The organism is Pseudomonas sp. LBUM1646 (assembly GCF_059716165.1).
This window is the reverse complement of record NZ_CP166810.1, coordinates 4,858,753-4,884,539: the sequence shown is the minus strand read 5'-3', so window position 1 is coordinate 4,884,539 and position 25,787 is coordinate 4,858,753. Positions and strand designations below refer to the sequence as shown.

The 25,787-nt window shown below is 53.1% G+C and carries 27 protein-coding genes and 1 pseudogene; 14 read left to right on the top strand and 14 right to left on the bottom strand.

The features are described 5' to 3' along the window. Positions 1 to 330: 330 nt before the first annotated feature. Together ACA071_RS22185 and ACA071_RS22180 are read left to right on the top strand one after the other, a co-directional pair. Positions 331 to 1,968: an SIR2 family protein gene (locus ACA071_RS22185; protein WP_497641114.1), complete on the top strand. Its 1,638-nt coding sequence runs from the start codon at positions 331 to 333 to the stop codon at positions 1,966 to 1,968. 125 nt (positions 1,969 to 2,093) lie between these two features. Continuing rightward, positions 2,094 to 2,426 carry a nucleoside 2-deoxyribosyltransferase gene (locus ACA071_RS22180; RefSeq protein WP_497641113.1) on the top strand — a complete coding sequence of 111 codons (333 nt, stop codon included), beginning with the start codon at positions 2,094 to 2,096 and terminating at the stop codon, positions 2,424 to 2,426. 269 nt (positions 2,427 to 2,695) lie between these two features. On the opposite strand, the gene ACA071_RS22175 is transcribed toward ACA071_RS22180, so the two are convergent. The 6 genes from ACA071_RS22175 to ACA071_RS22150 form a co-directional block, all read right to left on the bottom strand. Continuing rightward, positions 2,696 to 4,159: an RES family NAD+ phosphorylase gene (locus tag ACA071_RS22175; RefSeq protein WP_497641112.1), complete on the bottom strand. Its 1,464-nt coding sequence runs from the start codon at positions 4,157 to 4,159 to the stop codon at positions 2,696 to 2,698. An 809-nt stretch (positions 4,160 to 4,968) separates the two neighbouring features. Continuing rightward, on the bottom strand, positions 4,969 to 6,753 hold the full coding sequence (locus ACA071_RS22170) for a UvrD-helicase domain-containing protein (RefSeq protein WP_497641110.1): 1,785 nt from the start codon (positions 6,751 to 6,753) through the stop codon (positions 4,969 to 4,971). After that, positions 6,754 to 8,892, bottom strand: coding sequence for an ATP-dependent nuclease (locus ACA071_RS22165; protein ID WP_497641109.1), 2,139 nt, complete (start codon positions 8,890 to 8,892; stop codon positions 6,754 to 6,756). A gap of 417 nt (positions 8,893 to 9,309) precedes the next feature. After that, positions 9,310 to 9,717, bottom strand: coding sequence for a hypothetical protein (locus ACA071_RS22160; RefSeq protein ID WP_497641108.1), 408 nt, complete (start codon positions 9,715 to 9,717; stop codon positions 9,310 to 9,312). Between the two features lie 56 nt (positions 9,718 to 9,773). Next, positions 9,774 to 10,229: a hypothetical protein gene (locus ACA071_RS22155; RefSeq protein WP_497641107.1), complete on the bottom strand. Its 456-nt coding sequence runs from the start codon at positions 10,227 to 10,229 to the stop codon at positions 9,774 to 9,776. 45 nt (positions 10,230 to 10,274) lie between these two features. Further along, a complete protein-coding gene (locus tag ACA071_RS22150; RefSeq protein WP_497641105.1) occupies positions 10,275 to 10,673 on the bottom strand; it encodes a hypothetical protein in 399 nt (132 codons plus the stop codon). A gap of 126 nt (positions 10,674 to 10,799) precedes the next feature. On the opposite strand from ACA071_RS22150, the gene ACA071_RS22145 reads away from it, so the two are divergent. The 3 genes from ACA071_RS22145 to greB all read left to right on the top strand — a co-directional run bounded on the left by ACA071_RS22145 (position 10,800) and on the right by greB (position 12,136). Next, positions 10,800 to 11,084, top strand: coding sequence for a helix-turn-helix domain-containing protein (locus tag ACA071_RS22145; RefSeq protein ID WP_448108837.1), 285 nt, complete (start codon positions 10,800 to 10,802; stop codon positions 11,082 to 11,084). 130 nt (positions 11,085 to 11,214) lie between these two features. Continuing rightward, positions 11,215 to 11,523: a hypothetical protein gene (locus tag ACA071_RS22140; protein ID WP_497641103.1), complete on the top strand. Its 309-nt coding sequence runs from the start codon at positions 11,215 to 11,217 to the stop codon at positions 11,521 to 11,523. Between the two features lie 139 nt (positions 11,524 to 11,662). Beyond that, entirely contained in the window at positions 11,663 to 12,136 is a 474-nt protein-coding gene (gene greB, locus ACA071_RS22135) for a transcription elongation factor GreB (RefSeq protein WP_497641102.1), read from the top strand. A gap of 84 nt (positions 12,137 to 12,220) precedes the next feature. Here the strand turns inward: greB and ACA071_RS22130 are convergent. The 3 genes and pseudogenes from ACA071_RS22130 to ACA071_RS22120 form a co-directional block, all read right to left on the bottom strand. Continuing rightward, positions 12,221 to 12,394 (bottom strand): annotated as a pseudogene (locus ACA071_RS22130) (transcription elongation factor GreB); the annotation flags it as partial. 34 nt (positions 12,395 to 12,428) lie between these two features. Then, on the bottom strand, positions 12,429 to 14,933 hold the full coding sequence (locus ACA071_RS22125) for an ABC transporter permease (RefSeq protein WP_497641101.1): 2,505 nt from the start codon (positions 14,931 to 14,933) through the stop codon (positions 12,429 to 12,431). Then, complete coding sequence (locus ACA071_RS22120; protein WP_201205497.1) at positions 14,933 to 15,616, bottom strand: ABC transporter ATP-binding protein; 684 nt, start codon at positions 15,614 to 15,616, stop codon at positions 14,933 to 14,935. The genes ACA071_RS22125 and ACA071_RS22120 overlap by 1 nt, the downstream gene beginning before the upstream one ends. 10 nt (positions 15,617 to 15,626) lie before the next feature. Here ACA071_RS22120 and ACA071_RS22115 point away from each other — a divergent pair, with 10 nt between their 5' ends. From ACA071_RS22115 to ACA071_RS22105, 3 genes are all read left to right on the top strand, one after another. Continuing rightward, positions 15,627 to 16,232, top strand: coding sequence for an arylesterase (locus tag ACA071_RS22115; RefSeq protein WP_497641100.1), 606 nt, complete (start codon positions 15,627 to 15,629; stop codon positions 16,230 to 16,232). 56 nt (positions 16,233 to 16,288) lie between these two features. Further along, a complete protein-coding gene (locus ACA071_RS22110; protein WP_123432651.1) occupies positions 16,289 to 16,582 on the top strand; it encodes a hypothetical protein in 294 nt (97 codons plus the stop codon). A 139-nt stretch (positions 16,583 to 16,721) separates the two neighbouring features. Then, entirely contained in the window at positions 16,722 to 17,693 is a 972-nt protein-coding gene (locus ACA071_RS22105) for a L,D-transpeptidase family protein (RefSeq protein ID WP_497641099.1), read from the top strand. 122 nt (positions 17,694 to 17,815) lie between these two features. On the opposite strand, the gene oprI is transcribed toward ACA071_RS22105, so the two are convergent. Beyond that, positions 17,816 to 18,067: an outer membrane lipoprotei OprI gene (oprI, locus tag ACA071_RS22100; RefSeq protein WP_002553018.1), complete on the bottom strand. Its 252-nt coding sequence runs from the start codon at positions 18,065 to 18,067 to the stop codon at positions 17,816 to 17,818. Positions 18,068 to 18,705: 638 nt separating this feature from the next. On the opposite strand from oprI, the gene ACA071_RS22095 reads away from it, so the two are divergent. Beyond that, positions 18,706 to 18,993, top strand: coding sequence for a GNAT family N-acetyltransferase (locus ACA071_RS22095; protein ID WP_020800382.1), 288 nt, complete (start codon positions 18,706 to 18,708; stop codon positions 18,991 to 18,993). Between the two features lie 61 nt (positions 18,994 to 19,054). Here the strand turns inward: ACA071_RS22095 and ACA071_RS22090 are convergent, their stop codons facing one another. Together ACA071_RS22090 and ACA071_RS22085 are read right to left on the bottom strand one after the other, a co-directional pair. After that, positions 19,055 to 20,131, bottom strand: coding sequence for a 3-deoxy-7-phosphoheptulonate synthase (locus ACA071_RS22090; protein WP_497641098.1), 1,077 nt, complete (start codon positions 20,129 to 20,131; stop codon positions 19,055 to 19,057). A gap of 128 nt (positions 20,132 to 20,259) precedes the next feature. Further along, entirely contained in the window at positions 20,260 to 20,703 is a 444-nt protein-coding gene (locus tag ACA071_RS22085) for a PilZ domain-containing protein (RefSeq protein WP_169373736.1), read from the bottom strand. On the opposite strand from ACA071_RS22085, the gene ACA071_RS22080 reads away from it, so the two are divergent. The 5 genes from ACA071_RS22080 (at position 20,702) to cysB (ending at position 24,654) form a co-directional block, all read left to right on the top strand. Then, a complete protein-coding gene (locus tag ACA071_RS22080; protein ID WP_497641097.1) occupies positions 20,702 to 21,088 on the top strand; it encodes a thioredoxin family protein in 387 nt (128 codons plus the stop codon). The two genes, ACA071_RS22085 and ACA071_RS22080, sit on opposite strands and share 2 nt — an antisense overlap. Further along, the gene (locus ACA071_RS22075; RefSeq protein ID WP_497641096.1) at positions 21,085 to 22,038 is read left to right on the top strand and encodes a putative 2-dehydropantoate 2-reductase; all 954 of its coding nucleotides are present in this window, start codon (positions 21,085 to 21,087) and stop codon (positions 22,036 to 22,038) included. Before ACA071_RS22080 ends, ACA071_RS22075 begins: the two co-directional genes overlap by 4 nt. Positions 22,039 to 22,062: 24 nt before the next feature. Beyond that, positions 22,063 to 22,968: a 5'-nucleotidase gene (locus ACA071_RS22070; protein WP_463258088.1), complete on the top strand. Its 906-nt coding sequence runs from the start codon at positions 22,063 to 22,065 to the stop codon at positions 22,966 to 22,968. Positions 22,969 to 23,062: 94 nt separating this feature from the next. After that, positions 23,063 to 23,566: a universal stress protein gene (locus tag ACA071_RS22065; protein ID WP_497641095.1), complete on the top strand. Its 504-nt coding sequence runs from the start codon at positions 23,063 to 23,065 to the stop codon at positions 23,564 to 23,566. A 113-nt stretch (positions 23,567 to 23,679) separates the two neighbouring features. After that, entirely contained in the window at positions 23,680 to 24,654 is a 975-nt protein-coding gene (gene cysB, locus ACA071_RS22060; protein WP_054052018.1) for an HTH-type transcriptional regulator CysB, read from the top strand. A 166-nt stretch (positions 24,655 to 24,820) separates the two neighbouring features. Here the strand turns inward: cysB and ACA071_RS22055 are convergent, their stop codons facing one another. Together ACA071_RS22055 and ACA071_RS22050 are read right to left on the bottom strand one after the other, a co-directional pair. Then, the gene (locus ACA071_RS22055; RefSeq protein WP_497641094.1) at positions 24,821 to 25,303 is read right to left on the bottom strand and encodes a GreA/GreB family elongation factor; all 483 of its coding nucleotides are present in this window, start codon (positions 25,301 to 25,303) and stop codon (positions 24,821 to 24,823) included. Between the two features lie 2 nt (positions 25,304 to 25,305). Then, complete coding sequence (locus ACA071_RS22050) at positions 25,306 to 25,713, bottom strand: hypothetical protein (protein ID WP_497641093.1); 408 nt, start codon at positions 25,711 to 25,713, stop codon at positions 25,306 to 25,308. Between the last annotated feature and the right edge of the window lie 74 nt (positions 25,714 to 25,787).

Below are 25,787 nucleotides of genomic sequence, written 5' to 3'. Positions count from 1 at the left end.
TTGCCCGCCATGGGCCACTGTGTGGAAGAGACGTATGAGACCAATGCTATCCACACCGCTTGCGGTGCTTATGCCCACAATCAGCACCCTTAATGTTTGGCGGCACCACGCAAAGGTAGTGCATTCACCGCCAATCATCGAACACCCTTCATTTCCTGGCATGCGTCGGAAGCAAGGACGAGAACCTCGGATTGCGCTTTCGTCATGTTGGAAATGTCGAATATACTGGCATCATTGATATTTAGATGGTAAAGCCTCTCGTTGAGTATTTATCATATCCAAAGCCATCTAGATTATGTTGCTGTTATTCACCACATAGGGATGAGACCAATGGCCTCTGCGGGATCAAAATTTCAGTCTGGCGAAGTCATCTCGGCCTGGAAGTATATCTGTCAACTTCGAGTGCAACTACATAAAAACAAAGCGAGCTTAGTGTTGGGGGCTGGCATCAGTTGGGATCTAAAGCTACCTCTTTGGGGTAGCCTGATTGAAAAAATCAAGAAAGCAATGCATTCGAAAGCGCCTGAATCTATGTTGGTGACAGATGCACCAGGCAAAGCGGCTTTAGTTCTCTTTGAGATGTTTCACTCTTATAAGAAATTTGAAATATTAGAAGGAGAGCTTTACGCGAATGCCAACTTGGTTGAAAAAAAGATTCTATCGGATTGGCGTGAGCTAATTCATGATGCTCTATATAGTGAAACGAAGGAGGGTGAGCGTCGTGCCACGATAGATAATCATCCATATTTCGAGGAAATGATTGCTTTTATAAAGCAATCAGAGCTGACTGTGAATTACAATTTTGACGACTATGTGGAGTACGGGTTATCACGTACGGATCTAAATCCGACTAAACATGAGCGCCCTTACCAGACTGTTTGGTCACACCATGCTCAGTTCACTAAAGATAAATGTGTGATTTATCATCCAAATGGTTTTTTGCCCTTTGATAAGAAAAAATTCCAGAGTGAAAATCTGATATTTTCGGACGGGGCCTTTGCAGATCAATTACTGGACGGAATAGGTGGCGGACTATCAACGCTTCTTCATGTCTTAACAAAAAAAACGAGCATCTTGTTAGGGCATTCACTCACCGATTCAACGTTATTGCATTTGTTGCGCAAGGCAGCAGCTATAAGCCCTGGGAACTATAATTATTTTATCAGATTTATGAGCGATGACGAGGTGATAGATGCCCAGTCAAAGTCAGCTATTTTTGAGGCGAATTTCAATAACTATAATTTAATAACCTTGTTTTTTAAAAACTCCGACATTCAAGAGTTTTTGTTGGCAATAACTATTCCAGAAGATGAGTTTTTACACGAGTCAGACATTCTCGGGCTTCCCACCAAGTATTGCTATTATATGGTAGGCTCCATAGGTATTGGAAAGTCTACAGTTTTGAGTCAATTTGGGAATTTGATAACGCTCGATGAGTGGTTTGACGAACGTCCTTCTGAAATGGCGAATTCTCCAGAAGATTTATCTACTCAAAAAACGATGACAATTGATTCTTGGACAAACGAGCAGTTTGGAAAAAAGAACAGCTACTTGGTAGGAAAGTCGGTTGGCCTGTTTCTCATTGACAGATCTCCAATCGATCCGCTCACATTTGTGGTTGACGTGACTGAAGCGGAACGGGCTCGCTCGATGCTTAATCAGGGCATCAGACCTGGAAAATCATCAAAGCTTATTGAAAGTGGCGAAATCATTCACATGGTAGGCGAACCAATCGAAATCTGGTCTCGGTTGATTACCAAGAGAAAAGAAACTAGCTGGCCACCGGAAAAGATTGCAAAGCTTCAGTCCAAAAGTCTGGAACTTTATGAGCCATTAATGCCAAAAATTATTCATTCTACCAGTAGGCGAGAAGTGGACGTAGTCCGCGATGTGGCGAAGATTATTTTTTCGCCTGCATATTCTCCAGTCGACCTTGATGCTGAGATGAGCAAGATTGCCAATGTCTAAGAAAATGAGCCTTTATTTTGCCGCCCCACTGTTCAATAAGATGGAGCTTGCTTACAACGAATCACTAGCAGAGGAACTTTCGCCATTTTTTGACGTTTTTTTTACCTCAAAAGGACGGCCTACTGATGCGGGATCTCATAAGCGGTGGCATATCTCAAGATGTAGCTGCAAGAATGGTTTTTGATGCAGATGTGCAAGCAATGACTGAGGCCGATATCGTACTGGCTGTGCTTCATGGTGCTCATATTGATGAAGGTGTGGCTTTCGAATTAGGATACTGCTTCGCGCATGGGAAACGGTGCATTGCATTGCAAGAGGATGTTCGGCAAGCGTTGCCAACTGGAAATAATCCCATGATTAGTCAGAGCTGCGAAAGAGTATTCAGAGATAAGCGAGGACTTCTTGAATGGCTTGAAAGTAATTTCTCAATTAATCATTCTCCCTCGTATGCGGAATAATCTGAAGCGGTAGCCCGTATCAATCGAGGGCTAAAGAGCAAGCCATTTTTGCATACTGAAAAGTAAAGCGTCAGCGTAGTTCTGAAGTTCACGCTCGGGCCGGGCCTAATTGGCTACGGCCTAGCTCGAATGGCAGAGATTGAGCAAGGGCTGGGTATAAGTCGGCCCGAAACCAGCTGCTCAGCCTCCTGTAAAAACGTATGCAACTCTCGCTGTGCGGCGTATGCGAATTTAAATTCAGTAGTTTCGCAGCCTGGTGGTCTCGTTCATTAGAAATCTGTTGCCGGCTCTTCAGAATGGTGCGAGGCAAGATAGCCGCCCTTATAAAGCGATACCTTGTGACAATCCGCGATGATACGTACGGCACTAATCTGATGAATTTCTATAGAATCTAATTCAAGGCGCAGAGCTGGTATCCTAAGCGTCGCGGAAGAGAATAAGCTGGAAATCCGATCACTAGTTTGAGTATCGGTTTTCTTCTCTTGGCGCTCAACGATACCGATACTATATGACGGGTACTCAACTCCACTGTCTTGATCATACTCCGTCAGTGAAGCCTCAATTCTGCCATTTCGTAAAACCTCAAGCTTCTCAACCAGTGAAGCTTTATGGAAAAGCACTACGTTGACTCCTGTACCATCTTGAACTGATGGAAAGAGGATGCCATCTATTGCAGGCTGCTCTAACCCTGCTAGATAGTCCGCAACAGCCTGAGTAGTTAGGTACTCACGGTCCTGCTGACTGGGCATAACAGGAACGGTCAACCGTTTAGTCAACGTGCGCAGAAAGCCTACACGCTCACACTCCTCCGCAAAATTTGGATCGAAAAGGCTTCCAGGGCAGTTAACCGTCTCCAAGGCGCGGAGATCCAGAAGTTTGAGGGGGCGAATAATTGCAAACTTCGCCACAGCCACATTGCTACCTACCACTGGACGCACCTCGGCCAGAGCCGAGTGGGAATCTTCCGCACCATAAAATACGGAGATCCCTGATGCATTCATCCTGTTAGCTTTAGCTAAGCGTGCAGGTGGCGGCCCCAACTCATCTACTGGGTTTTTGAGGGCCGCCTGTAGTTCGTCCATCGACTGAAATTCTCTAGCTCTATGGAGAGCCTTGAGCGCGGTTCCTGGGCCAATGGTGACAATCGCAAGACCATGCTGATACGAGCGAGCCTGATCGAGGTTTGCAAATACTGATCGTAGTACGTCATGTACGCTTTGGTTGAAGAAGCGACCTTCATGCTTGAGGCTTTCCTCTAGCCGATTCCACATCATGGACCAACGATAGAGGGATGGAGCCATTTCCTCATAATGGGAGGTTGCCGAAAACTCATTTTCCCCCTCGTCCGGGTCGCCTGGGGCATAGGTGTCGTGGCGCTTGCTAAGAAGCGTCAGGACATCAATCACAATTGCTTCGTCACAATCCAACAGATCGGTAACGACGTCCTTAATGGGCTCGCCCGCGCGCTCCCAATCATGATCAAAATCTGAATAGCGCATCCAAGCGGACTCAGAATCGTCCGGTTCAGGCGAGGTGCGAGCATAGTGCTCGCCAATTGCCCTTTCCACATGATTAGCTAGCTCAGCGATGGAAATACACGGCTTGCCCACTTCACAGTATGAACAGGTGCTAAGACCGCAGCTGTTGTTGATGAGATTGATGAGGAACTCTTCCCCCACACACTCATGACACACGATCTTTGAAAGGTAACCTAAATGGGCGATTTCGTTCATTTGCTCGTCTCTCAAAGGTCAGAGTAGCAGGCAAGAAAGGCCTGCTGAGTCGATGTGAACCTTAGATTCAGACGAAAGATGATATCTCAAGGCTGCAAATAACGCCGGTATGGAATTGACGCTGCGAGCGGCCGGTGTGGCGAGCCATCCGGATTGGAGGATACGGAGGGAGATGATGAGTCAGCTACAAAGCGGGATCAGCGTTGGACGGTCCAAAGGCTTCGTTACCCAAGCGCTGATCGGCTACGCCAAGAACTGATCATGGAGTACGGTCGTCAGAAGGACTTCAAAATTATCATCGATGGTAAACCGCTGGGCATTGATGATCTTGAAAGCGAATTCACTGAGGTGCAGGGTACGGTTCTTGCTGATCGAGTTTAAGCGTCCCTCGCATCCTTTGAGCTTTGCGGATTACCAACAAGCAACTAGGTATCGACATGAGCTTGCCGGGTATAGCGCTAAGCCAATAAAAGTTCTGGTAATAGGAGGTCGGATTGACGGCTTCCCGACCCGAGAGCTTGAGCCAGGAGTCAGCTGCCTATTGTTTACAGATATTATTTCCACAGCACGCCTACAAATTGAATGGCAACTTCAACGTGCCCCCGGATTTCCTGGCGCGCTGCTGGTGTAGGCCTTCTCTTGTGGGGTTTGGGCATATTCCTGACTTTGCCTTTGGAATTCAGTGGTCCCGAGACCCCCTTACCATTACAGCTTATGTCAGCTGATAAAAGGGATCTCAGATCTGGATGCCTGATGCGGCAATATACCGCAAAATAAATGGCTGCTAAATACGATATAGCTATAATGTGTTAGTTTTTTAAATGTAGCATGGAATACTCATACTTGTAGTTTGCTAATATTGTGTTTGGAGGGTTTCGTGTTCCGGTTTCTGAAATTAGATAAATGTTTTTCTTGGCTCTGGATAAAATAACGTATATCAGCTTTTTAGCGCTTTCGAGTGGTTCAGGATCCTTATAGTGCGGAACCACCCCCTGTAGCAATGAGAAGGCGATGACATTATCAAATTCTGCGCCTTTGACTCCGTGTATTGTTGATATGGTTATTCCTGTGCGAGGCCTAAAAACTCGCTTAAAATATTCAGTTTCCTCAAGCAAGTCATTGCCTTCTTTTTTTGCTCGCTCGATTTTTTTTGTAGCATGTTCAAAAAAAGATGAGTAATGATTTTCTAGTCCGGGGAAATGTTCAATATTTATATTTAGTAGGTTAATGAATTTATCGAAATAAACCTTTAAATAAGTCATTCCCTTATTTTCTTCTACATTAATTTGATTTATCTCTTTTAGTAAGCGGCTCTTCGAGAAATCGCATTTGACACCTTCTGTGTGAAGCGAGTTGAGAATCTCTCCTGCCCAGCGTAGACGTCTGATATACATATCAGGTGCTGGTTCTGATAGGCAAATTTTACTGAGCTTGTACCAAAAGTTATCTAATTCTCTCCCGAAAGGAACCATGCCAGGGCCGTCAAAATTACACTGGGGCAGCCGACTCATTAGTCGACGTGTCATCTTGGCAAGAGACTGCCATTGAGGGCCGATAACGCATATTTGTTCTTGGTCTATCTTTTGTACATTTATACTGTAATTAATTAGTCTAACTATTTCGTCTTCCAGTATGTTGGTGTGTACTGCGTGGTTGTAAGCTATTGTGCTAGGGTAATCTTTTTCATCGGATGAGGCTGTGATCTTAGCTTTGTTCAGGCTAAATTCACCATAATAATCAATGATTTTTTTTGATGAGCGATAATTTTTAGTAAGCGAAAATTCGGCAACGTTTAGCTTTGATAGCTCGACGAAATGATGTAGTTCTATTGGGAAACCTCCGAGCGTTTTGAAAATGGCTTGATTCGGGTCTCCTACAATAAAGGCCTTTGTGCTCCCTTTGCCTGCTTCGAAAATCGCGCAAACAATTTGGTATTGAATTGATTTTGTATCTTGATATTCGTCTATCAGTATGTGGCGGAATAGATTTGATAGTCCTTTCGATATCGCTGGGTGTGCCTTTAAAAGTTTGTGTGCGAAATATAAGATTAGTTCAAAGTCAATTTTTCGCTCATTCTTCAGAATCCTGAAATACTGTTTTAGCGCTTTTCGTATGTTCTCATGCTTTTTATTGTCGCTGCTAAGAAGGGTAACTTTGTCGTCTTTGAAAAAATAACCGCAATCGAAGGAGTTAATAGTTGGCTTGCCAAGATCAGAGCAAACTTCGTCAAGCAATGCGTCAGCATCAGGTTGATTGATTATAGTGAATCCCGATTGCAAACGGGGTTCGTATATCGCATATGGCTTTATAATCCACTCTAGGCAAAATGAGTGAATTGTCCCGATCCATAATTGTTGGGTGTTCAGACCGAAATTCTCCACACGCTCAAGAATTTCATCGGCGGCTCTGTGCGTGTAAGTTATAGCGATAATAAAATCTCGGTGTGTTTCAATCTTTGTAAGTTCATGAGCGATTTTATAGGTCAGTGTTTTTGTTTTTCCACTGCCGGGGCACGCGGTCAAGAATACGCTCTCCGGATGATTTATAGCTCGAATCTGTTCCTCATTGAGACCAGCGGATGTTAACGAGTCCATTTAAATCTCCACTAGCTTTTTTACGATGTTGTCTTCCGGGAAAATTATCTCCAGCGCATTCATTAAGCTTTCATTGTCTATAATGTTTTCTTCAAATGCTTGGATTTGCTCATCAGCTTCGCAAACGGCTGCTGCGTAGTCTTCAAAGTATGGGAATTCTCTAAAGGTGTTTATTCTGTACTTCAAAATTCGCAGTCTTAGACTATCTGATATCGCAGCCTGTGCATTGAATATAGCGTTTAGTATATAGTTCGGAATGGTTGTGCAAGGGTTTATTTCATCTGCGAGTTGAATTGCAAACCAGCCTTTCCCAGCGTGTGCAGCCATAGTTAAGACTCGCTTGCCATACACGGCGATTTTACTTGAATTAATATCTGCCTTGGCAAGAAGGATGGTCTTGGGGTCCTGATAAATAACCTCGACTAGTTCATGCACTTCTTCCGCGTTTCCACTTTTGATAAAGTCAACTTCGAAAGTGTGATCTGCGTAGTAATTTTTTAGATAGGTATTCCCTTTAGCAAAGTTGTCTAGCCGAAGCTTGCGTTCCAATCCAGACTTTTGTGAAGCGGACATTTTACGCTTATATTTTTTAACGGCTTCTGAATCATCCGCTTGAGCTTCCGTTTCAGATATAGCGGTGTCGAGGTCAGTGATAACGCTACAATATCGCTTTATCCTAGTTTTGTGGAATACGCAGGCCACATTCTCAAAACCAGTACTACGAATGTTAATGAGGCTTATGCCCAATTCATCAAGGCTGATCCCTAATACCTCTTTTACGAGTGCCGGAATTATTATTTCTTCCGCATCCCCTTCGATAAGTATTACACCCCTAGCAAATAACAGGCTGCTTCTGGTGGCATCAAGGTAACGTTGTAAATGGCGAATTTCTGGTGCGCTTAAGCCATTGGAAGGTTGATATGATTCGCACCTCAAGCCCTTTCTAGCAAGAATATTTACATTTTCTATATTGCTTGCTTCTGAGATTTGAGTGGAGTGAGTGGAGTATATGATTTGCGTGTTTTCGAAATTGATATTGCTAAACAAGGTTTTTTGAATGTGCGTATGAATATGCGCTTCGGGCTCTTCTATGATAAGGAAGTTTGCGACTGTCTCCCTTTGCTTCTGATATTTGAACTCAAGAAGCTTCAGTGTCAGGTATATTAAATTCGCGCCGCCCAAGCTCAGTTCACTAATGTCGCCTGCATAATTTTCATCATTTTCTCCGACAAAGAGTTTAAGCGATTGGAAAAGATCCTCTGCTTCAGTAGGTAAATCGGACTTTATATGGAGGCTTGCGGGAGAATAGGCTTCGCCAGCCGTCTCGGTAATAGTTTCGCGAATATCACTGCGAACATCTTGAACGTCTGAAAGCGCTTCGATGTCGTTGTTCAGAGTCTTTACTTTATCCGTGATTGAGATGTATTTTTTGTGATCTATCTCTTCGCTTTTCCGTTTGAGGAGATTAAGTAGTGGATTTTGTTTGTTTCCGCTGAAATCTGCCACTACATCCCTTAGGGCTTTGATGAAAGTGAAAGATACTTCTTTTGATACGGATAATTGGTTTGGGATCGGCGATCCAACAAGGTGTGATGTTATCGCTGGGAATCGGACAGCTTTAAAGTCTCCAACTACAATCCGGTACTGATCCGGGTCTGTAAAGTCTGCGTCACTTCTCCCTGTAAAAAATGACTCGTAGTCACTTGCGGAAATTTCGTTCTGAAGATTGCTCAGGCCAGCAATATCACCTGGTTCTAATGCGGCAAACCTTGCTCTTGTAGATTGATTGGGACGAAATATTAAGTTGTAAGTGGCTTTCCCGACTTTCTGTCGGTCGATTACAGCGCCTCGATGCGCGAATAGTGATTGAATCGCCTCATCCTGGCTCACATTATCGAACTCTAGGCTGATTATTATCCAGTGTCCTTTCCAAGACCCTTTCATTCTGAAGAAGTCTTTTTCATCAAGTGTGTAGGCTGATCGGTAGATATTTGCGTCTAGCAATAATCTAATTGCTCTGAACAAATTACTTTTTCCGGCTCCATTTTCACCGATTATAGTATTTATCCCTTTCTCAAAAATAAACTTAGCTCTTTCGAAGTTTCTATAGTTTACCAGCGTTACTTTTGAGAGATGCATTAGCACATTCCTTTGCATTTTGTGGGGCGCGACGATGCGTGCCGTATCTGTTGACAATATCAGAATGACGTGACTGCTGTCTCAGATTTGCCTTAGGCGAGGTAGGCGGTAGATAGATTGCGACGGAGGCGCGTAGCTTCGCGCCATTTAGTCCTCAGTCCTGTTTAGGTTGCCTATCTCAAAGGCGCGGCACATCGTGTTATGACGTCAATACCAGACGCATAAACAGCGGGTTTTGGAGGGGGCTTCTTTTGTGTAAGTGTCACAGTCCGCCAAAATTGTTCGGCCACACTACATCCTTGGATGCGTTTTTTGTAACGCGTCCCCATGTGTATGGAATAGCTCACTGGCTTCTTCCGCGTAGCGGCACTGTTCCGTCCGCGAACCCGCTACACGGAATTGTCCTAGGTCCAAGCTTCAGTTATCGGACAGATCTCGTTCAGTAATCAATGTGTGAGGTGTCAGAAGAATTAGTATTCTCCCTTTAGGTAACTCTGCAAACTCAATCTCGGATCCTCCAACTATTTTGTTACGTATAGCATTAGGAAGTGAAATCCGACCGACTGAATCAATTTTGGCATTAGAAATACTGACGCTATTGTTTTCTGGCTTCGATTTAATCCCTAAGACCCGGTCAGATTGCATGCGAGCTTTTTTATACGATTCACTAGCCTGAATATCCTTAATATCTACAGATAGTGCGCCTGATTTGGAACATTTCAAGTCGTCGAATCTATCGCCTCGCATTTCTTTGTCTTCAAAAAGAATGCGCAAGATTTTTATCGAACTGTCTTTCAGTTTGCGAAAGGATAAAATCCATGTCATAGCGCACCTATGATATTTGAGTCTTCACCAAAACTCGAAGTGTGACGCATAAGCGCTCAAGCGAATTTATGTTTCTTAGACACATAGATATCTCGTCCAAATTCTAGTCCGGAATAGTTGTTTTTATCTGAGTGATAGCTAGAGCCGGTATCTGTATAGAAAATGTACTGTTTGTCAGGGACCTTATAGCTCTTGAGGAATGTCCGCTCATGGATTCTTGTGACGGTCTCGGTCCTCAGATCGGTTGGGCCGTTCTTCTCCGGTGGTATGAGGATGCTAATTGAAGTGACCGCTGTTCGGCCATCGCCCTGAAGGATCCCCCTAATCAGCGCATCCAAATCATCTGCACGCCGAAAGCCCCAAATGCAATCAGTATCTGAATCACCTTCAACGCTCTTGGTGGAGACCAACGCGAGCAGAAGGAGGTCGGAGTCCGCTGCAATGAACACGCGCTTGCGCAACCAGCCGGGGTCAACCTGGCCATCTTCGTTTTGCTCCGGGACAATAAACATATAGTTTTGCCTTATTCGTTTCTCGGGACCTGATGGGGAGGGGGATCAGAAGCTAATGGGCGCCTGATTTGTGCAAGTTGCGCATAAAGTTTTGATCCATCCGTGACGCGTGCGAACCAAATTGCCAGGAGCACCACAGGCTTCGCAAACCTTACTAGATTCACTCTCGGCCATTTCTATCAACGCAGTGATCGAAACGCTACCGCCTTGATATGCGACCCGCAGGACCCCAAATTTTTCTTTAATGTGACTGATGAATACTGTGCTTGCTGGGGACTCTTCAGTGCGTTGTTGGATCTCGCTGCAAAGCCTTTCGATCAGGGGGAACCATCCTTCCCCACAGTCAAAGCCCCGCCATCCCACCCTAGGCCACACTGCATCTGGATCATGGAAAATCCCAGGGTATTTTCGAATCAAACTTTGTTCGAAGTGATCGTTCGCCATGGCGAATGCTCCTTAGCGGGAGGTCCTGTGCCGGCTACACCTGCGAAAGCGATGCCTTGTGTGACATTGATGTCACATCAATATTTGCGCATTTCTGGTCAGATGTAAACATTTGCCGGCTAATATATGGACAGCAAGAATGCATTTGGCATGGCGCTCAGGGAGCTGCGTTTGCGCAGGAACCTTAGCCAGCAGGATTTTGCGGGGGTTGTAACCAGGGAGCATTTGTCGCGATTAGAACGTGGTGTCAGTCAGCCGAATTTAGAGCTTATCCGAAACCTCTCGGAGGTTCTGAATGTGCACCCAATGTCGCTACTGGCTCAGACATTCATCCATGACCCTGAAGCCCCTGAGCTGCGCTCGCTTATAAAAATCATTGCGAAGGATCTCAGTGTGGGCGCTGCTAAATGAGCGTTCAATTCGTTCCTTGCTGCTGCAATGAAAAGGGGCCTGGCTTGACCTCGCCGTACCCATGACGTAGAGAAACGAAATCCCGCAAAGCTCGCCTGTGAGTAACTAAACATCAGAATCAGGGCATGGTATGAACGATCTTGAAGCAGAAATGCGCCAAGCGCTTTTTGGTACAGCCGCTTCGACTCCGACCTCCGACAAAACTGCGCTGCCGATACAGGTAGCCACTCCCACAAAGCCACGTCCGGTAGCAAAAGCCCTGTCTCCTAAGCTTCGGGTGACTATGCATGTCACCAAAGAATTTGAAGGCGAGCTAGAGATCTTCGTTTACGACGTGAGTACTCTCAGTACGTTGACGGCAGAGATTGAAGCCAAGGCGGCGGCGAAGAAAAAAAAATTCAAATACGTTGATGTTGTGTCCATCCAATCAGTCGATTGACGCTTGGAATCTCGCGTAGTGCCGGTCAATCACGGACAGATATGGTCCCGGATACGTGATTTGGTTGGTGTTGCACGACCGGATTGGCTGGTGGGGGCGAATACGTTCGAGCCGCAGGTTATTTAGAGGGAGAGATTGTTTGAGTACGAAGCTGATCACGAAGGAAGGCTTTGAGGCTCTTAAAAACGAGCTTGACTATCTGTGGAGAGAAAAACGTCCAGATGTGACACAAAAAGTCACGTGGGCAGCTTCGCTCGGTGATCGGAGTGAGAATGCCGATTATCAATATAATAAAAAGCTTTTGAGAGAAATTGACCGACGTGTGCGCTACCTCCGTAAGAGGTTAGAGGACATGCGGGTGGTCGAATTTTCACCTGAGCAAGAGGGACGCGTGTTTTTCGGTGCATGGGTCGAGGTGGAAAATGAGGGCGGCGAAGTTAAGCGCTTTCGGATTGTCGGATATGACGAAATTTATGGTCGTAATGACTACATTTCAATTGATTCGCCGATGGCAAGGGCGCTCCTCAAAAAGGAGGTAGGCGATGAGGCCTTCGTTCAAACGCCTCAAGGAGTAATTGAATGGTGGGTCAACAAAATCGAGTATCTAAAATAGTACTCATTTTAGTATGTATACTATTGAACGAGGTGCTCTAGCTCAGGCTTCTCCTGCTTAATAGTATGGGTGGTGGGGCCATAGTAGGTATTCGGCGTTTTCCGAGCGATCACCCTGGGCCGCTGCTTCACTGACCGATTGCGTCACCTGTGGTCGGCGCACGTGCCACAACTCGTGGAACTCGGCGCGCATCCGCGCTTCACCTTCGGGGGTGATCAGCGCGGTGCCAGCGGTGCGGGGAGGGCGATAACGGCTCATGGCGACTTCTTGTGGTAGAGAGCGCTTGAGTCTATCAACCCTCGCGCAAGACTGTCAGGGGGCTCGCGTTCAAGGCGCGACGCGTGCCGAACACGCCGGCGCCACCGATCAGCACCGCACCGATCAGAGGCAACACCAGCAGCCACGGATGCGGATGCCAGGGCAAATCGAAGGCGTAGCGGTAAAGCACCAGGCTGACCAACTCCGAACCCAGTGCCGCCAGCAAGCCGCTGACTGCGCCGAGCAAGCCGAACTCGATGCGCCGCGCCTTGACCAGCAATTGCCGCTCTGCGCCCAGAGCCCGCAATAACGCACCTTGGCGAATACGTTCATCCAGGGTTGCCTGCAGGCCGGAGAACAGCACCGCCATCCCCGCTGCCAATACGAACAACAGCACGTACTCCACCGCCAGGGTGACCTGGGCGAGGATGCTGCGCAGTTGCTCCAGCAAGGCTTCGACTTGCAGGATGGTCACCGCCGGGAATGCCCGGGACAGATCGACAATCTGCTGGTCGTGACCCGCCGCCAGATAGAAGCTAGTGAGGTAGGTCGCTGGCAGGTCCTTCAAGGTGCCGGGCTGGAAGATCATGAAGAAGTTCGGCTGGAAGTTGTCCCAGTTGATCTCCCGCAAGCTGGTGACTTTCGCTTCCCGATTGACCCCGCCGACGGTGAACACCAGGTGATCGCCCAGTTTGAGTTTCAGGCTCTCGGCGACCTTGCCTTCGACCGACACGCCGGGAATATCATCCGGTGTTTGTTCGGTCCACCAGTTACCTGAGGTGAGCTTGTTACCCGCCGGCAAGTCCGCCGCCCAGGTCAGGCTCAGGTCACGCTGGATCGCCCGGTCACCGGCCGAATCCTTGCTGACGATGTCCTGCACTGCTTCGCCATTGATGCTGATCAGCCTGCCGGGCACCACTGGATACAGCGGGGCTGATTGCGCCGACAGTTCGATCAGGCGGTCGGTGAAGGCCTGTTTGTCTGCAGGAATGATGTTCAGGGCGAAATAATTCGGTGCGTTTTTCGGTAACTGATTCTGCCAAGTGTCGAGCAACTCGCCGCGTAGCAATGCGATCAACGCCATCGACAGCAGAATCAAGCCGAAGGCCAGGGATTGGCCGGCCGCTGCCAATGGATGTCGCAGCAATTGGCCCAGGCCCAGACGCCAAGGCAAAGACGCGCGAGCCAACATCCGTCGCAGGCTATTGAGCAACAACAGCAGCAAACCGCCGAGCACCACGGCCGCGATCACGCCACCACCGAGCAGGGCGAAGGTCAGGACCAGGTCCAGGCTCAAACGCCACATGATCAAGCCGAGCGCGCCCAGCGCCGCGCCATAGACCATCCAGGTGCTGGACGGGATCGGCAGCATGTCCCGACGCAATACGCGCAATGGCGGCACCCGGCCGAGTGCTGCCAGAGGTGGTAAGGCAAAACCGGCCAGTGCTACCAGCCCGGTGCCGATCCCGGCAATGGCTGGCAACAAGCCGCCCGGTGGAACGTCGGTGGGCAGCAAGTCATGCAACAGCGCAAACAGCCCAAGCTGCGCCAGCCAGCCGAGCAGGGCGCCGCTGAGGCTGGCGAGCAGGCCGAGTACTGTCAGCTGCAAACTGAACAGCACCATGGTTTCCCGTCGGGAAAGACCCAGGCAGCGCAGCAGGGCACTGGCATCGAATCGGCGCGTGGCGAAACGCGTCGCCGACAGCGCCACCGCCACACCGGACAGCAAAACTGCGACCAGACTGGCCATGTTCAAGTAGCGCTCGGCCTTGCCCAATGCCCCCCCGATCTGCCGGTTGCCATCCCGGGCATCCTGGATGCGTTGGTTGGCGGCAAGGCCTGGTTTGATCAACTGACGATAGGTTTCCAGCGCCTGGGCGTTGCCGCGCCAGAGTTCGCGGTAACTGACCCGGCTGCCGGGCTGCACCACACCGGTGGCTGTGAGGTCGCGGAGGTTGATCAGCACCCGTGGCGTCAAGCTGTAGAAATTGCCGGCGCGATCCGGCTCATAGGTCAACACTCGCGCCAGTTTCAGGGTTTTCATGCCGACGTCGATGTTGTCGCCGATCTTCAGGTCCAGCGCGGTCAGCAGGCGCGCCTCGACCCAGGCTTCACCGGGTTTCGGCCCGCCACCAGTTTCTTCCGGGGCGAAGGGCGCGGAGGCGCTTTTCAGTTCGCCACGCAGCGGATAGACCTCGTCAGCCGCCTTGATGCTGGACAGCTGAATGCCGTTGTCGGTGGCGATGACGCTGGAGAATTCCACGACCTGGGCATGTTCCAGTCCCAGTTCGGTGCCGCTTCTGATCTGTTCGGGCCGCGCCGGCGAACTGCCTTCGAGCAACAGGTCGGCACCGAGAAACTCGGTGGCGCGCAGCATCATGGCGCCGTTGAGTCGGGCGCCGAAGTAGCCGATGGCAGTGCTGGCGGCCACGGCCACCAGCAAGGCGAAGAACAACACCCGAAGCTCACCGGCGCGGGCGTCGCGCAGCAGTTGGCGGATGGCGAGGCTGAACAGGCGCAATAGCGGCAAGCGTGCCATCAAGGCTCCAGAGGGGCGACCAGCAGGCCGGCTTCAAGGCGGATCAGGCGCCGGCAGCGATGTGCCAGGCGTTCGTCGTGGGTCACCAGCACCAGGGTCGTGCCGCGTTCCTGGTTCAGTTCGAACAGCAAGTCGCTGATGCGCTCGCCGGTGTGGCTGTCGAGGTTGCCGGTGGGTTCATCGGCAAACAACACGTCGGGTTCAGCGGCAAAGGCACGGGCGATTGCCACGCGCTGCTGTTCGCCACCGGAGAGCTGGCGTGGCGAATGGGTCAGGCGCTGGCCCAGTCCCACCCGTTGCAGCAATTCGGTGGCGCGCTCCCGGGCGTCTTTGCGGCCATCGAGTTCCAGCGGCAGCATGACGTTTTCCAAGGCGTTGAGGCTGTCGAGCAGTTGGAAAGACTGGAAGACAAAACCCACGTGCTCGGCGCGGATGCGCGCCCGTTGATCTTCGTCGAGATTGCTCAGGGCTTGCCCGGCGAGGGTGACTTCGCCGCTGCTCGGCAGGTCGAGGCCGGCCAGCAAGCCGAGGAGGGTGGATTTGCCCGAACCGGAGGCGCCGACGATGGCCAGACTGTCGCCCTTGTTCAGTTCCAGGCTGAGTTCGTGCAGGATAGTCAGTTCACCTTCCGCGCTGGGAACCACTTTGCTGAGGTTCTTCGCGGTGAGAATGCTTGCGCCCATGGAGAATCCGATGCGTGTGTGGTTTTTGAGTGCTGGCCTGGCCTTGATGTGCATGGCCCAGAACGCAGCGGCGGGTACAGTCCTGATCGTTGGCGATAGTATCAGCGCCGGTTTCGGACTGGATACCCGCTTGGGGTGGGTGTCGCTGCTTGAGCAACGGCTCAAGCGCGAAGGTTTCGACGATAAAGTGATCAACGCCTCCATCAGCGGGGACACCAGTGCCGGAGGCCAGGCACGCCTGCCGGCGCTGCTTGCAGAGCATAAACCGGAGTTGGTAATCCTCGAGCTGGGGGGCAACGACGGCTTGCGCGGAATGCTGCCAACACAATTGCAACAAAACCTTGCGGCGATGATCGACAGCTCTCGGGCCAGCGGTGCGAAGGTGCTGTTGCTGGGCATGCAATTGCCGCCCAACTACGGTGCCCGTTATACCGAGGCCTTTGCGAAGGTCTATGGCGCGCTGGCAGAGGAGAAAAAAATCCCGCTGGTACCGTTTTTCCTCGATGGGATCGGCGGTCATCCTGACCTGATGCAAGCCGACGGCCTGCACCCGGCAGCAGCGGCACAGGACAAGTTGCTGGAAAATGTCTGGCCGACGCTGAAACCGCTGCTTTGACGCTTTTCTAGTGGCGGTGTTTCGGCTAAGGTGGCGCCCCCGATTTGGAGCCCCCGATGCCGCGTCCCGCCTGGTCCCTTTTTGCCTACCAACTGATCGAGCCTGACGAACAGCTGGATCTGTTCGCCTGCCAGGAAGTGCGGGTGCATCTGGTGACCCGTCAGCTGGAGCTCGGCGGCTCGGCGGACCGGACGTTGTGCGGCAGCTTGCTGCCAGCGCAGCCGCGCTGGTCGAGCGTGGAACGCAGGGTGTTCCAGGATCAGCGTTTGTGCTCGCTGTGCCGAGCCATCCTCGAGTCGCAAAAACGCGGCACCTCGCCGATCTGGCCAGAACTGCGCTTCGAGCTGTAGACCGCTATCGCGAGCAAGCTCGCCCACATGAAAAAAACGTCATATATCGCCTGCAATGTCTCGATCTCCCCGAATTTACGGGTGTCGGTGTACAATCGCGTTCTTATACCCATTGTCGACCCTGCGAAGGATTTTCCGGATGTTGCCGCGCTTTCCTGCCGTCACCCGCTGTCTGACCCTTGCCGCCCTCTGTGCGACCGGTCCAGTTTCAGCACTAGAGCTGCCTCTACCGCCACCTGGTGAAGACATCATCGGTCAGGTGCAAGTGATCAAGGCCAAGTACGAAGACACCTTCGCTGACCTTGGTACCACCTACGATCTGGGCTATTCGGAGATGGTTGCGGCCAACCCGGGCGTCGACGCCTGGCTGCCGGGCGCCGGGACTGAAATCGTGTTGCCGACCCGTTTTATCCTGCCGCCGGGTCCGCGCGAAGGTATCGTCATCAATCTGGCTGAGTACCGCCTCTATTACTTCCCGAAAGGCCGGAACGTGGTGTACACCTTCCCGCTGGGGATCGGTCGTGAAGGTTGGGGTTCGCCAATCGCCCACACCACCATCACGGCGAAAACGCCAAACCCGACCTGGACCCCTCCGGCGTCGATCAAGGCCGAGCATCTCGCCGACGGTGACCCGTTGCCGAATGTGGTGCCGGCCGGGCCAGACAACCCGCTGGGGCCGTTCAAGTTCAGCCTGGGCACCCCGGGCTACCTGATCCACGGCTCGAACAAGAAGTTCGGCATCGGCATGCGCACCAGCCACGGTTGCTTCCGCATGTTTAACAACAACGTGCTGGAAATGGCGGGCATGGTGCCGGTCGGTACGTCGGTGCGGATCATCAACGACCCGTACAAATTCGGCATGAGCGGCGGCAAGGTTTACCTCGAAGCGCATACGCCACTGGATGACAACGGCAACCCGTCGGTGGTCGACAAGCACACCGCGGTGATCAACGCGATGCTCAAGCGTGAAGACATCACCAACAACCTGCGCATGAACTGGGATGTGGTGCGTGACGTGGTGGCGGCCGAAGATGGCCTGCCAGTGGAAATCGCTATACCGAATACCTCCGCACCGATGGTGTCGAGCGTGCCGGTCGATCTGCAGCAGTAAGCACCCAAAAAGAACCCGCCGACGTTGGCCGTCGGCGGGTTTTTTTATGGCCGGTACTAAACGCCAGGCATAAAAAAGCCGACCCATAAATGGATCGGCTTGATAACAATCCCGAAGGACTATTACTTGCGGCTAGCTTTGTCCAGCATGCGCAGAGCACGCTCGTTAGCTTCGTCAGCAGTCTGTTGTGCTTTTTGAGCAGCAGCCAGAGCTTCATCAGCTTTACGGTAAGCTTCGTCTGCACGAGCCTGGGAGCGAGCAGCTGCGTCTTCAGTAGCGGTCAGACGTGCTTCGGTTTCTTTCGATACGCTGCTGCAACCGGTAGCCAGAACTGCGGCCAGAGCCAGAGCAGAGAATTTCAGAACGTTGTTCATCGTGTTCCCCTTCAAGGACATTCTATTAAGTAGCTGTCTCCTCAGAGTGAGGAAATAGCCGGCGTACATACTACCCATTACTTGTCGTAAGTAAACTGACGTAAAGCAAGAAGCAAAAAAAATTGTAGGCGTTGATTCTTTTTCGAGCAACTTTTAACTGCGCTGTATAAAAAATACTCAGCTGCAAGGCCCGAAATGAGCGAGCCGCATGCGAAAAGTTCCCTATCCCAGCGGCATTATTTCCGGTCTTTGTTAAAGTCTGTCTACATGGTTTCGTCTACACTTTTGTTCGGATTTTGCGCAGCGCCTCTCATATCTTTGTGCATGTAGAGGTGACTTTAACAACGGGCGCTCGTCTTAAGTCTCAACATCCGGCAATGTTCAGGCTTCGACCCGGGAAGATCTTCGGTCGAGCCGTCCCTGCGTAACCCGGAGCAGCACCCGCCACCCTAGCGTGATGACGAGCGCACCTTGAGCATTTTCGCCAATGGTGCCTACTATTTGATACGTGCCAGGTTGCGCGAGATCGGTGTCGCTCTTCTCGGTGTCCATTCAGGCACAGGGTGGCGTAGATGTTCCTTCGCCGGAAAAACATCGGTAAGGTAGGGGTCAGAATCCAAGACCCGCGAGGAGTAGTGATGAGCGAGGCGTTGTCCATCCACCATGACCAGGCTGGTCATCAGTTCGAGACCAATGTGGACGGTCATCGTGCCTACCTGACCTATATGGATCTGGGGAAACAGACCCTGGATATCTATCGCACCTTCGTGCCCAACGCATTGCGTGGCCGTGGCATTGCGGCGGCATTGACCGAGCAGGCCCTGCAGTACGCCGAAGAAATGGGCTACACGGTGATTCCATCGTGCTCTTACGTGGAGCGCTACATGGAGCGTCATCAGCGGCACGCGGCCAAGCTGAGCCAGTAAACGCAACGCATAAAAAAACGCCGGGTTAAGCCCGGCGTTTTTGTGTGCGCTAGACGGCTGATCAGCTGCGATCGCGTTTCGGCAGCACGTCCTTGAGCTTGGCATGCATGCTGCGCAAGGTGTTTTCGGTGGCGGACCAGTCGATGCAGGCATCGGTGATCGACACGCCGTATTGCAGGTCGGCAAGGTCTTTCGGGATCGCCTGGCAGCCCCAGTTCAGGTGACTCTCGACCATCAGGCCGATGATCGACTGGTTGCCTTCGAGGATCTGGTTGGCGACGTTCTCCATCACCAGCGGTTGCAGGGCCGGGTCCTTGTTGGAGTTGGCGTGGCTGCAATCGACCATGATGTTTGGCTTGATCTTGGCCTTGTTCAGCGCTTGCTCGCAGAGCGCGACGCTGACCGAATCGTAGTTCGGCTTGCCGTTGCCGCCGCGCAAGACCACGTGACCGTAGGCGTTGCCCTTGGTGGTGACAATCGACACGCCACCTTCCTGGTTGATGCCGAGGAAACGGTGCGGGCTGGAAACCGACTGCAAGGCGTTGATCGCCACGGTCAGGCCGCCATCGGTGCCGTTCTTGAAGCCGACAGCCGAGGACAGGCCGGAGGCCATTTCACGGTGAGTCTGGGATTCGGTGGTGCGCGCGCCGATGGCCGACCAGCTGATCAGGTCCTGCAAGTATTGCGGGGAGATCGGGTCGAGGGCTTCGGTAGCGGTGGGCAGGCCCATCTCGGCCAGGTCCAGCAGCAATTTGCGACCGATGTGCAAGCCGTCCTGAATCTTGAACGAGTCGTCCAGGTACGGATCGTTGATCAGACCTTTCCAGCCGACGGTGGTCCGCGGCTTCTCGAAATACACGCGCATGACCAGATACAGGGTATCCGACACTTCGGCAGCCAGGGTCTTCAGGCGATCGGCGTATTCGTGGGCAGCCTTGATGTCGTGGATCGAGCACGGCCCGATCACCACGAACAGACGGTGGTCGGTGCCATCAAGAATGTTGCGAATGACTTCGCGGCCCTTGGTCACGGTGCGCAGGGCAGCGTCGCTCAAAGGGATATCACGCTTGAGCTGATCGGGAGTGATCAGGGTTTCGTTGGAAGCGACGTTTAGGTCGTTGATCGGTAAATCAGCCATCGTTTACTCGTCAGGTCACGGGTGCCATCCGCCAGCGAACCCGCGCGGCGGAGCACAGCAAATTAAGCGCGTCGGGGAGCGGAACCTTAGCGCGTTAAGCGCCTGTTCGACAATGGGCAGACACGGGTTTAATCCAGCACAGGCTGAGCAAAAGCCTTGCGAACCGTGTCGTGGGAGAACTCGTCGGCATGTTGCTGGACCCATTCGAGGGCCAGGGCCTGAATATCCTGCAAATCTTCGTGCGCCTCATGCAGGCGACAGTAACGTTCAATCTGGCACACCTGCTCGCCCATCCGCGCGCTGAACAGCATCTGCTCGTCGACAAAGGCAATGCCCACCAGATAGCCGCGCTTTCGTCGCAGGCACCAGGCCACATAGCCCAGGTAACGCAAGTCGGGGTTCAAGGTTGGCATGCGCACTTCCAGCGCCGTGCCGTGACGCCAGGCGCGGTGGTAATTGCAAGCCATGCCCCCGAGGCTGATAGTGTGCAGCCGTTGCCGAGAAATGCACTCATGTTTGAGTAGCGTCAGCTCCACGGGTACATCGTCAGGATGAGGAAGAAAACGTCCCATGAACACGGACTCCCTGTGTCGCCCATTTGACATTGTTTCCCCCAGTATAGTGGTCGAATCGGAACTGACCGATTTCGACGCCGACCAACGGCTGCTGGCGATCAGCGGCACCTCACTGGTGGTTTTCACCAGTGTCGGCTGCGCCAGTTGCCGGTTTGCCCGCGAGCAGTTGCCAAGGCTCGATCTGGCGGTCGATCGCCTGTGCTGGATCGACGCTGCCGACAATGGCGGGTTGGTCGAACGTTATGAGGTCTTTCATTTACCGGCGCTGTTTGTGGTGCGCGACGGTGAATTCTTTGGGGCGGTACAGTCGCGCCTGACCAGCACCGAACTCAATGCAGCGGTGGGGCAGGCGCTGAATCGAATTGCTGAGGAGTTGCCATGATGGGAGCAGTTGCCAAGCCGACAATCGGCATTATCGGGACCGGCGCGATCGGCGGTTTCTACGGGGTGATGTTGGCGCGTGCCGGTTTCGATGTGCACTTTCTGTTGCGCAGTGAGTTTTCCGCGGTCGCCGAGCGCGGGTTGCAAGTGAACAGTGCGGTGCATGGCGCGCTGAGCCTGAACCCGGTCCAGGCCTATTCATCGGCTGAAGACATGCCGCCGTGCGACTGGTTGCTGGTGGCGGCCAAGAGCACCAGCTCGGGTCTAGCCCCGATCATCACTCAAGCCGCCGCCCCCGGCGCGAAAGTTTTGCTGCTGCAAAATGGCCTGGATGTCGAAGACAGTCTGCGTGAGTTGTTGCCCGATTCACTGCACCTGCTCGGTGGCTTGTGTCTGATTTGCGTCCATCGTGAAGGTCCGGGCGTAATCACCCACCAGGCGCTGGGGTCGGTGAATGTCGGTTACCACAGTGGCCCGGCCAAAGATGATGCGGCGCGTATGGCGCTGGTCGAGGAGGGCGCCGGGCTGTTCCGCACTGCCGGCATCGACTCGCAAGCCATGCCTAATCTGCATCAGGCGCGCTGGCAGAAACTGGTCTGGAATATTCCTTACAACGGTTTGTCGGTGCTGCTTGGGGCGAGTACCACGCCGTTGATGGCCGATGCCGACAGCCGCGCGCTGATCCAGGCGTTGATGGCCGAAGTGGTGCAAGGCGCCGAGGCCTGCGGTCACGCCATACCGCCCGGTTACGCCGACTACCTGTTCATGATGACCGAGAAAATGCCCGACTACTGGCCGAGCATGCACCACGATTTGCTGCACAAACGACCGCTGGAGCTGGAGGCGATTTACGCCCGGCCCCTGGCGGCGGCGAAAGCGGCGGGATGTGAATTGCCGCGCATCGAGGCCCTGTATCGGGCGCTCGGTTTTATCGATCGACGTAACGTTTGAGTCGATCCACCAGAGGGGAAGGGCATGGCGAAAGACATAGATGACAAGTTGGTGCTGGCGATTTCGTCGCGAGCGTTGTTTGACTTGAGCGAGAGCCACAAGGTGTATTTGTCGAGCGGGGTCGAAGCCTATCGGCAGTACCAGATCGAACACGAAGACGAAATCCTCGAGCCCGGCGATGCCTTCCCGCTGGTGGAAAAACTGCTGAAGCTCAATGCCAGTCTGGGCCGCGCGCGGGTCGAGGTAGTGCTGGTGTCGCGCAATAGTGCCGACACTGGCCTGCGGGTCTTCAACTCGATTCACCATTACGGCCTGGCGATTTCCCGTGCGGCGTTTGTCGGCGGGCGCAGTCCGTATCCGTATCTCAAGGCCTTCGGCTGCGACCTGTTTCTCTCGACCCATGCCGAAGATGTACGCAGCGCACTGGATGCCGGGTTCGCCGCAGCGACCATTCTCTCGGGCGGTGCGAGCCGGGCAGCGAGTGATGAATTGCGCATCGCCTTCGACGGTGACGCGGTGCTGTTTTCCGATGAGTCGGAGCGGGTCTATCAGGCCGGTGGGCTGGAAGCGTTCCAGGCCAGCGAGCGCGAAGCGGCCCGTGAGCCGTTGCGCGGTGGGCCATTCAAAGGCTTCCTGGCGGCGCTTAATCTGTTGCAGCGCGAGTTCCCTGACGACGCTTGCCCGATCCGTACGGCGCTGGTGACCGCGCGCTCGGCACCGGCCCACGAGCGAGTGATCCGCACGTTGCGCGAGTGGGACATTCGCCTGGACGAATCGCTGTTTCTGGGTGGACTGACCAAAGCAGCGTTCCTGGAAGCCTTTGCCGCCGACGTGTTTTTCGACGATCAGGCCGGTCATTGCGAACTGGCCCGCGAAGTGGTCGCCACCGGTCACGTGCCTCATGGCATAAGCAATGAGCAGAAAGTTTAAGCCCCTGCGTCAAGGTGTTACGCGGCCCGTCGTACTCGGCAAGGCACTGCTAAGCTGAATCAATCTCCGCCATGTTGGCACGCGAGGAGGTCAGATGATTCATTCCATGCTGTATGCCACCGACCTCGGCCTGTATGCACCTTTTGTAATGCAGCATGCGCTGGCACTGGCACGCACATTCAATTGCGACTTGTACGTGGTGCACGCGGTGGAGCCCATGGGGTTGTTCGCCGAATCGGTGCTGCAAAGCTACCTCGATGAACAGGCGTTGAACGAGTTTCACAGTCAGGGCCTGAATACGGTCATCGCCAATATCGAACGTCGAGTGCTGGAAAGCTTTCGTGAGGAACTGGGGGAAGACGGGGAGCAGGATCTGCAGCGGATTCAAGCGGTGCGAGTGCTTCAAGGCGATCCGGCTCAAGTGATTCTCGACCAGGCGCAGAAACTCTCTGTGGATTTGCTGATCGTAGGTAGTCATAGCCACCGCACGGGCGCGGAAACCCCTTTGGGCCGCACCGCCGCGCGGGTGCTGCAACTGGCCCGGGTGCCGGTCTATCTGGTGCCGCTGGTAGAACGTCGTCGGCAGGGTGATCGCTAGAACACGAATAATGGCGTTTTGATAAAAAAGTTCTAGATTTATTCTTCAAGCCATTAATATAGTTATATACCGTCGCTGATGCCCGTGGCGTCTACCTGCTTTGAGGGATTCATATGAAGCTTCAACAACTGCGCTACATCTGGGAAGTGGCGCACCACGACCTCAACGTTTCCGCTACCGCCCAAAGTCTCTACACCTCGCAGCCGGGCATCAGTAAGCAGATTCGCTTGCTGGAAGACGAACTGGGCGTCGAAGTCTTCGCCCGCAGCGGCAAGCACCTGACCCGCGTCACACCGGCCGGCGAACGCATCATCACCACCGCTGGCGAAATCCTGCGCAAGGTTGAAAGCATCAAGCAGATTGCCCAGGAATTCTCCAACGAGAAGAAAGGCACCCTGTCGATCGCCACCACCCACACCCAGGCCCGTTATGCGTTGCCGCCGGTGATCAGCAATTTCATCAAGCAGTACCCGGACGTTGCCCTGCACATGCACCAGGGTTCGCCGATGCAGATCGCCGAAATGGCCGCTGACGGCACCGTGGATTTCGCCATCGCCACCGAAGCCCTGGAGCTGTTCGGTGACCTGGTGATGATGCCGTGCTACCGCTGGAACCGCTGCGTGGTCGTACCCCAGGGCCATCCGCTGACCAAGCTGCCGAAGCTGACCCTCGAAGCCCTGGCCGAATACCCGATCGTGACCTACGTGTTCGGTTTCACCGGCCGTTCGAAACTCGACGAAGCCTTCAGCCATCGCGGCCTGACGCCGAAAGTGGTGTTCACCGCCGCCGACGCCGACGTGATCAAGACTTACGTTCGTTTGGGTCTGGGCGTGGGTATCGTGGCGAAAATGGCGGTCGACGCCAAACTCGACAGCGACCTGGTGATGCTTGATGCCAGCGACCTGTTCGAGTCCAGCATCACCAAGATCGGCTTCCGTCGCGGCACCTTTCTGCGAGGCTTCATGTGCGACTTCATCGAGAAGTTTGCCCCGCACCTGACCCGTGAAGTCATGGCCAAGGCCATCCAGTGCCACAACAAGCAGGAACTGGAAGAGCTGTTCGACGGCGTTGAACTGCCGGTCCATTAATAGGGTGTCCTACCGCGCAAATACTGTTCCTTTTTGACGGCGTCTGTTGCCGTCATGCTGCGTTGCCGCTCCTCGCCATAGCGGGTTATGACTCGTCGCGGCGCCTTGCCTGACGACAACAGCCACTCGTCAAAAGAGGAACGTATTCACGAGGTAGGACACCGTTCTAGACCACCTCGGTAACAGAGAACTGTTGCCGAGCGCCCGCCACCAGAATCTCCACCTCGTCCTCTTCGAACTTGCCCAGCAGGCTTTTGCCCAGCGGTGAGCGGGGGGTGATGACGGTAATCATCTGCCCCACCAGATCAACCTTCAAACCCGCCGCGTCGGGGGCCAGGAACAGCCATTGTTCACGACCCTTTTCGTCTTCAAGGCCGAGCAGGGCGCCGACTTCGATACCGCGCTGATCGTCATACGGGCGCAGCGTCAGGTTCTGGCAAAGCGTCAGTGAATGGCGGATTTCCTCGACCCGTTTTGCTTGCCCGGCCGCGAGGTAAGACGCCTCCAACCCCAACGTGTCGTATTTGTTTTCGGCGATGTTTTCTTCGTGGGTCGCGGTTTCGTAGGCGGTTTGCGCCGCGCGTTCAGCGATGTCGAGATCGATGCGCAGCTTGTCGAGAATCAGTTGGTGGACGATGTGTTTATTCATGATCAATCGCAGAATTGCTGGACGTTGGCGCGGCTTTTTTCACTCGGCGCCGTCTGGTCCTGCTGCAGCCAGAACTGACATTTTGGGTTCGACAGGTTGCGGTTGTTGCTGCGGGCCTGATCGAGGAATTGCTGTTGCTCGTTCTTGCGCAGGTTTTCTTTGTACTGCTCGAACAGCGGGCTTTGAGGCGCAATGTCCGGCACCGGTTGCACTACCGGCGGTTTGGCCAGTTGCTGTACGGCCTGGGCCACCGGTGCCAATTGTTCGGGGAACAAAAAGCGCGAGGCGAGCCAGCAAGTCAGCGCAATGGCCAGGAACCCCAGCCACAGACCCAAAGCAATGCTGCCGGTCAATTGCAGGGCATTAAGCTGGATCGGCAACGGGCGGCGCGGGTTGGGACGGTAGGGCATGGCTGCCTCCTGGCGGGTGGTCGCGGGCGGATGGCGATTGTCGCACGAAGATTAATCGTCGTTGGCTCTTCTGC

Excerpts from the sequence above, each read along its gene's own strand:
- ACA071_RS22110 (WP_123432651.1), top strand. The coding sequence starts at position 16,289 with ATGCCGCGTCCCGCCTGGTCCCTTTTTGCCTACCAACTGATCGAGCCT.
- ACA071_RS22090 (WP_497641098.1), bottom strand. The coding sequence starts at position 20,131 with ATGGCTGATTTACCGATCAACGACCTAAACGTCGCTTCCAACGAAACC.
- ACA071_RS22080 (WP_497641097.1), top strand. The coding sequence starts at position 20,702 with ATGAACACGGACTCCCTGTGTCGCCCATTTGACATTGTTTCCCCCAGT.
- ACA071_RS22140 (WP_497641103.1), top strand. The coding sequence starts at position 11,215 with ATGAACGATCTTGAAGCAGAAATGCGCCAAGCGCTTTTTGGTACAGCC.
- ACA071_RS22160 (WP_497641108.1), bottom strand. The coding sequence starts at position 9,717 with ATGACATGGATTTTATCCTTTCGCAAACTGAAAGACAGTTCGATAAAA.
- ACA071_RS22095 (WP_020800382.1), top strand. The coding sequence starts at position 18,706 with ATGAGCGAGGCGTTGTCCATCCACCATGACCAGGCTGGTCATCAGTTC.
- ACA071_RS22165 (WP_497641109.1), bottom strand. The coding sequence starts at position 8,892 with ATGCATCTCTCAAAAGTAACGCTGGTAAACTATAGAAACTTCGAAAGA.
- ACA071_RS22185 (WP_497641114.1), top strand. The coding sequence starts at position 331 with ATGGCCTCTGCGGGATCAAAATTTCAGTCTGGCGAAGTCATCTCGGCC.
- ACA071_RS22170 (WP_497641110.1), bottom strand. The coding sequence starts at position 6,753 with ATGGACTCGTTAACATCCGCTGGTCTCAATGAGGAACAGATTCGAGCT.
- ACA071_RS22150 (WP_497641105.1), bottom strand. The coding sequence starts at position 10,673 with ATGGCGAACGATCACTTCGAACAAAGTTTGATTCGAAAATACCCTGGG.
- ACA071_RS22115 (WP_497641100.1), top strand. The coding sequence starts at position 15,627 with ATGCGTGTGTGGTTTTTGAGTGCTGGCCTGGCCTTGATGTGCATGGCC.
- ACA071_RS22120 (WP_201205497.1), bottom strand. The coding sequence starts at position 15,616 with ATGGGCGCAAGCATTCTCACCGCGAAGAACCTCAGCAAAGTGGTTCCC.
- ACA071_RS22155 (WP_497641107.1), bottom strand. The coding sequence starts at position 10,229 with ATGTTTATTGTCCCGGAGCAAAACGAAGATGGCCAGGTTGACCCCGGC.
- ACA071_RS22125 (WP_497641101.1), bottom strand. The coding sequence starts at position 14,933 with ATGGCACGCTTGCCGCTATTGCGCCTGTTCAGCCTCGCCATCCGCCAA.
- ACA071_RS22065 (WP_497641095.1), top strand. The coding sequence starts at position 23,063 with ATGATTCATTCCATGCTGTATGCCACCGACCTCGGCCTGTATGCACCT.
- ACA071_RS22145 (WP_448108837.1), top strand. The coding sequence starts at position 10,800 with ATGGACAGCAAGAATGCATTTGGCATGGCGCTCAGGGAGCTGCGTTTG.
- ACA071_RS22070 (WP_463258088.1), top strand. The coding sequence starts at position 22,063 with ATGGCGAAAGACATAGATGACAAGTTGGTGCTGGCGATTTCGTCGCGA.
- ACA071_RS22050 (WP_497641093.1), bottom strand. The coding sequence starts at position 25,713 with ATGCCCTACCGTCCCAACCCGCGCCGCCCGTTGCCGATCCAGCTTAAT.
- ACA071_RS22085 (WP_169373736.1), bottom strand. The coding sequence starts at position 20,703 with ATGGGACGTTTTCTTCCTCATCCTGACGATGTACCCGTGGAGCTGACG.
- cysB (WP_054052018.1), top strand. The coding sequence starts at position 23,680 with ATGAAGCTTCAACAACTGCGCTACATCTGGGAAGTGGCGCACCACGAC.
- ACA071_RS22075 (WP_497641096.1), top strand. The coding sequence starts at position 21,085 with ATGATGGGAGCAGTTGCCAAGCCGACAATCGGCATTATCGGGACCGGC.
- ACA071_RS22055 (WP_497641094.1), bottom strand. The coding sequence starts at position 25,303 with ATGAATAAACACATCGTCCACCAACTGATTCTCGACAAGCTGCGCATC.
- ACA071_RS22180 (WP_497641113.1), top strand. The coding sequence starts at position 2,094 with ATGCGGGATCTCATAAGCGGTGGCATATCTCAAGATGTAGCTGCAAGA.
- ACA071_RS22105 (WP_497641099.1), top strand. The coding sequence starts at position 16,722 with ATGTTGCCGCGCTTTCCTGCCGTCACCCGCTGTCTGACCCTTGCCGCC.
- oprI (WP_002553018.1), bottom strand. The coding sequence starts at position 18,067 with ATGAACAACGTTCTGAAATTCTCTGCTCTGGCTCTGGCCGCAGTTCTG.
- ACA071_RS22175 (WP_497641112.1), bottom strand. The coding sequence starts at position 4,159 with ATGAACGAAATCGCCCATTTAGGTTACCTTTCAAAGATCGTGTGTCAT.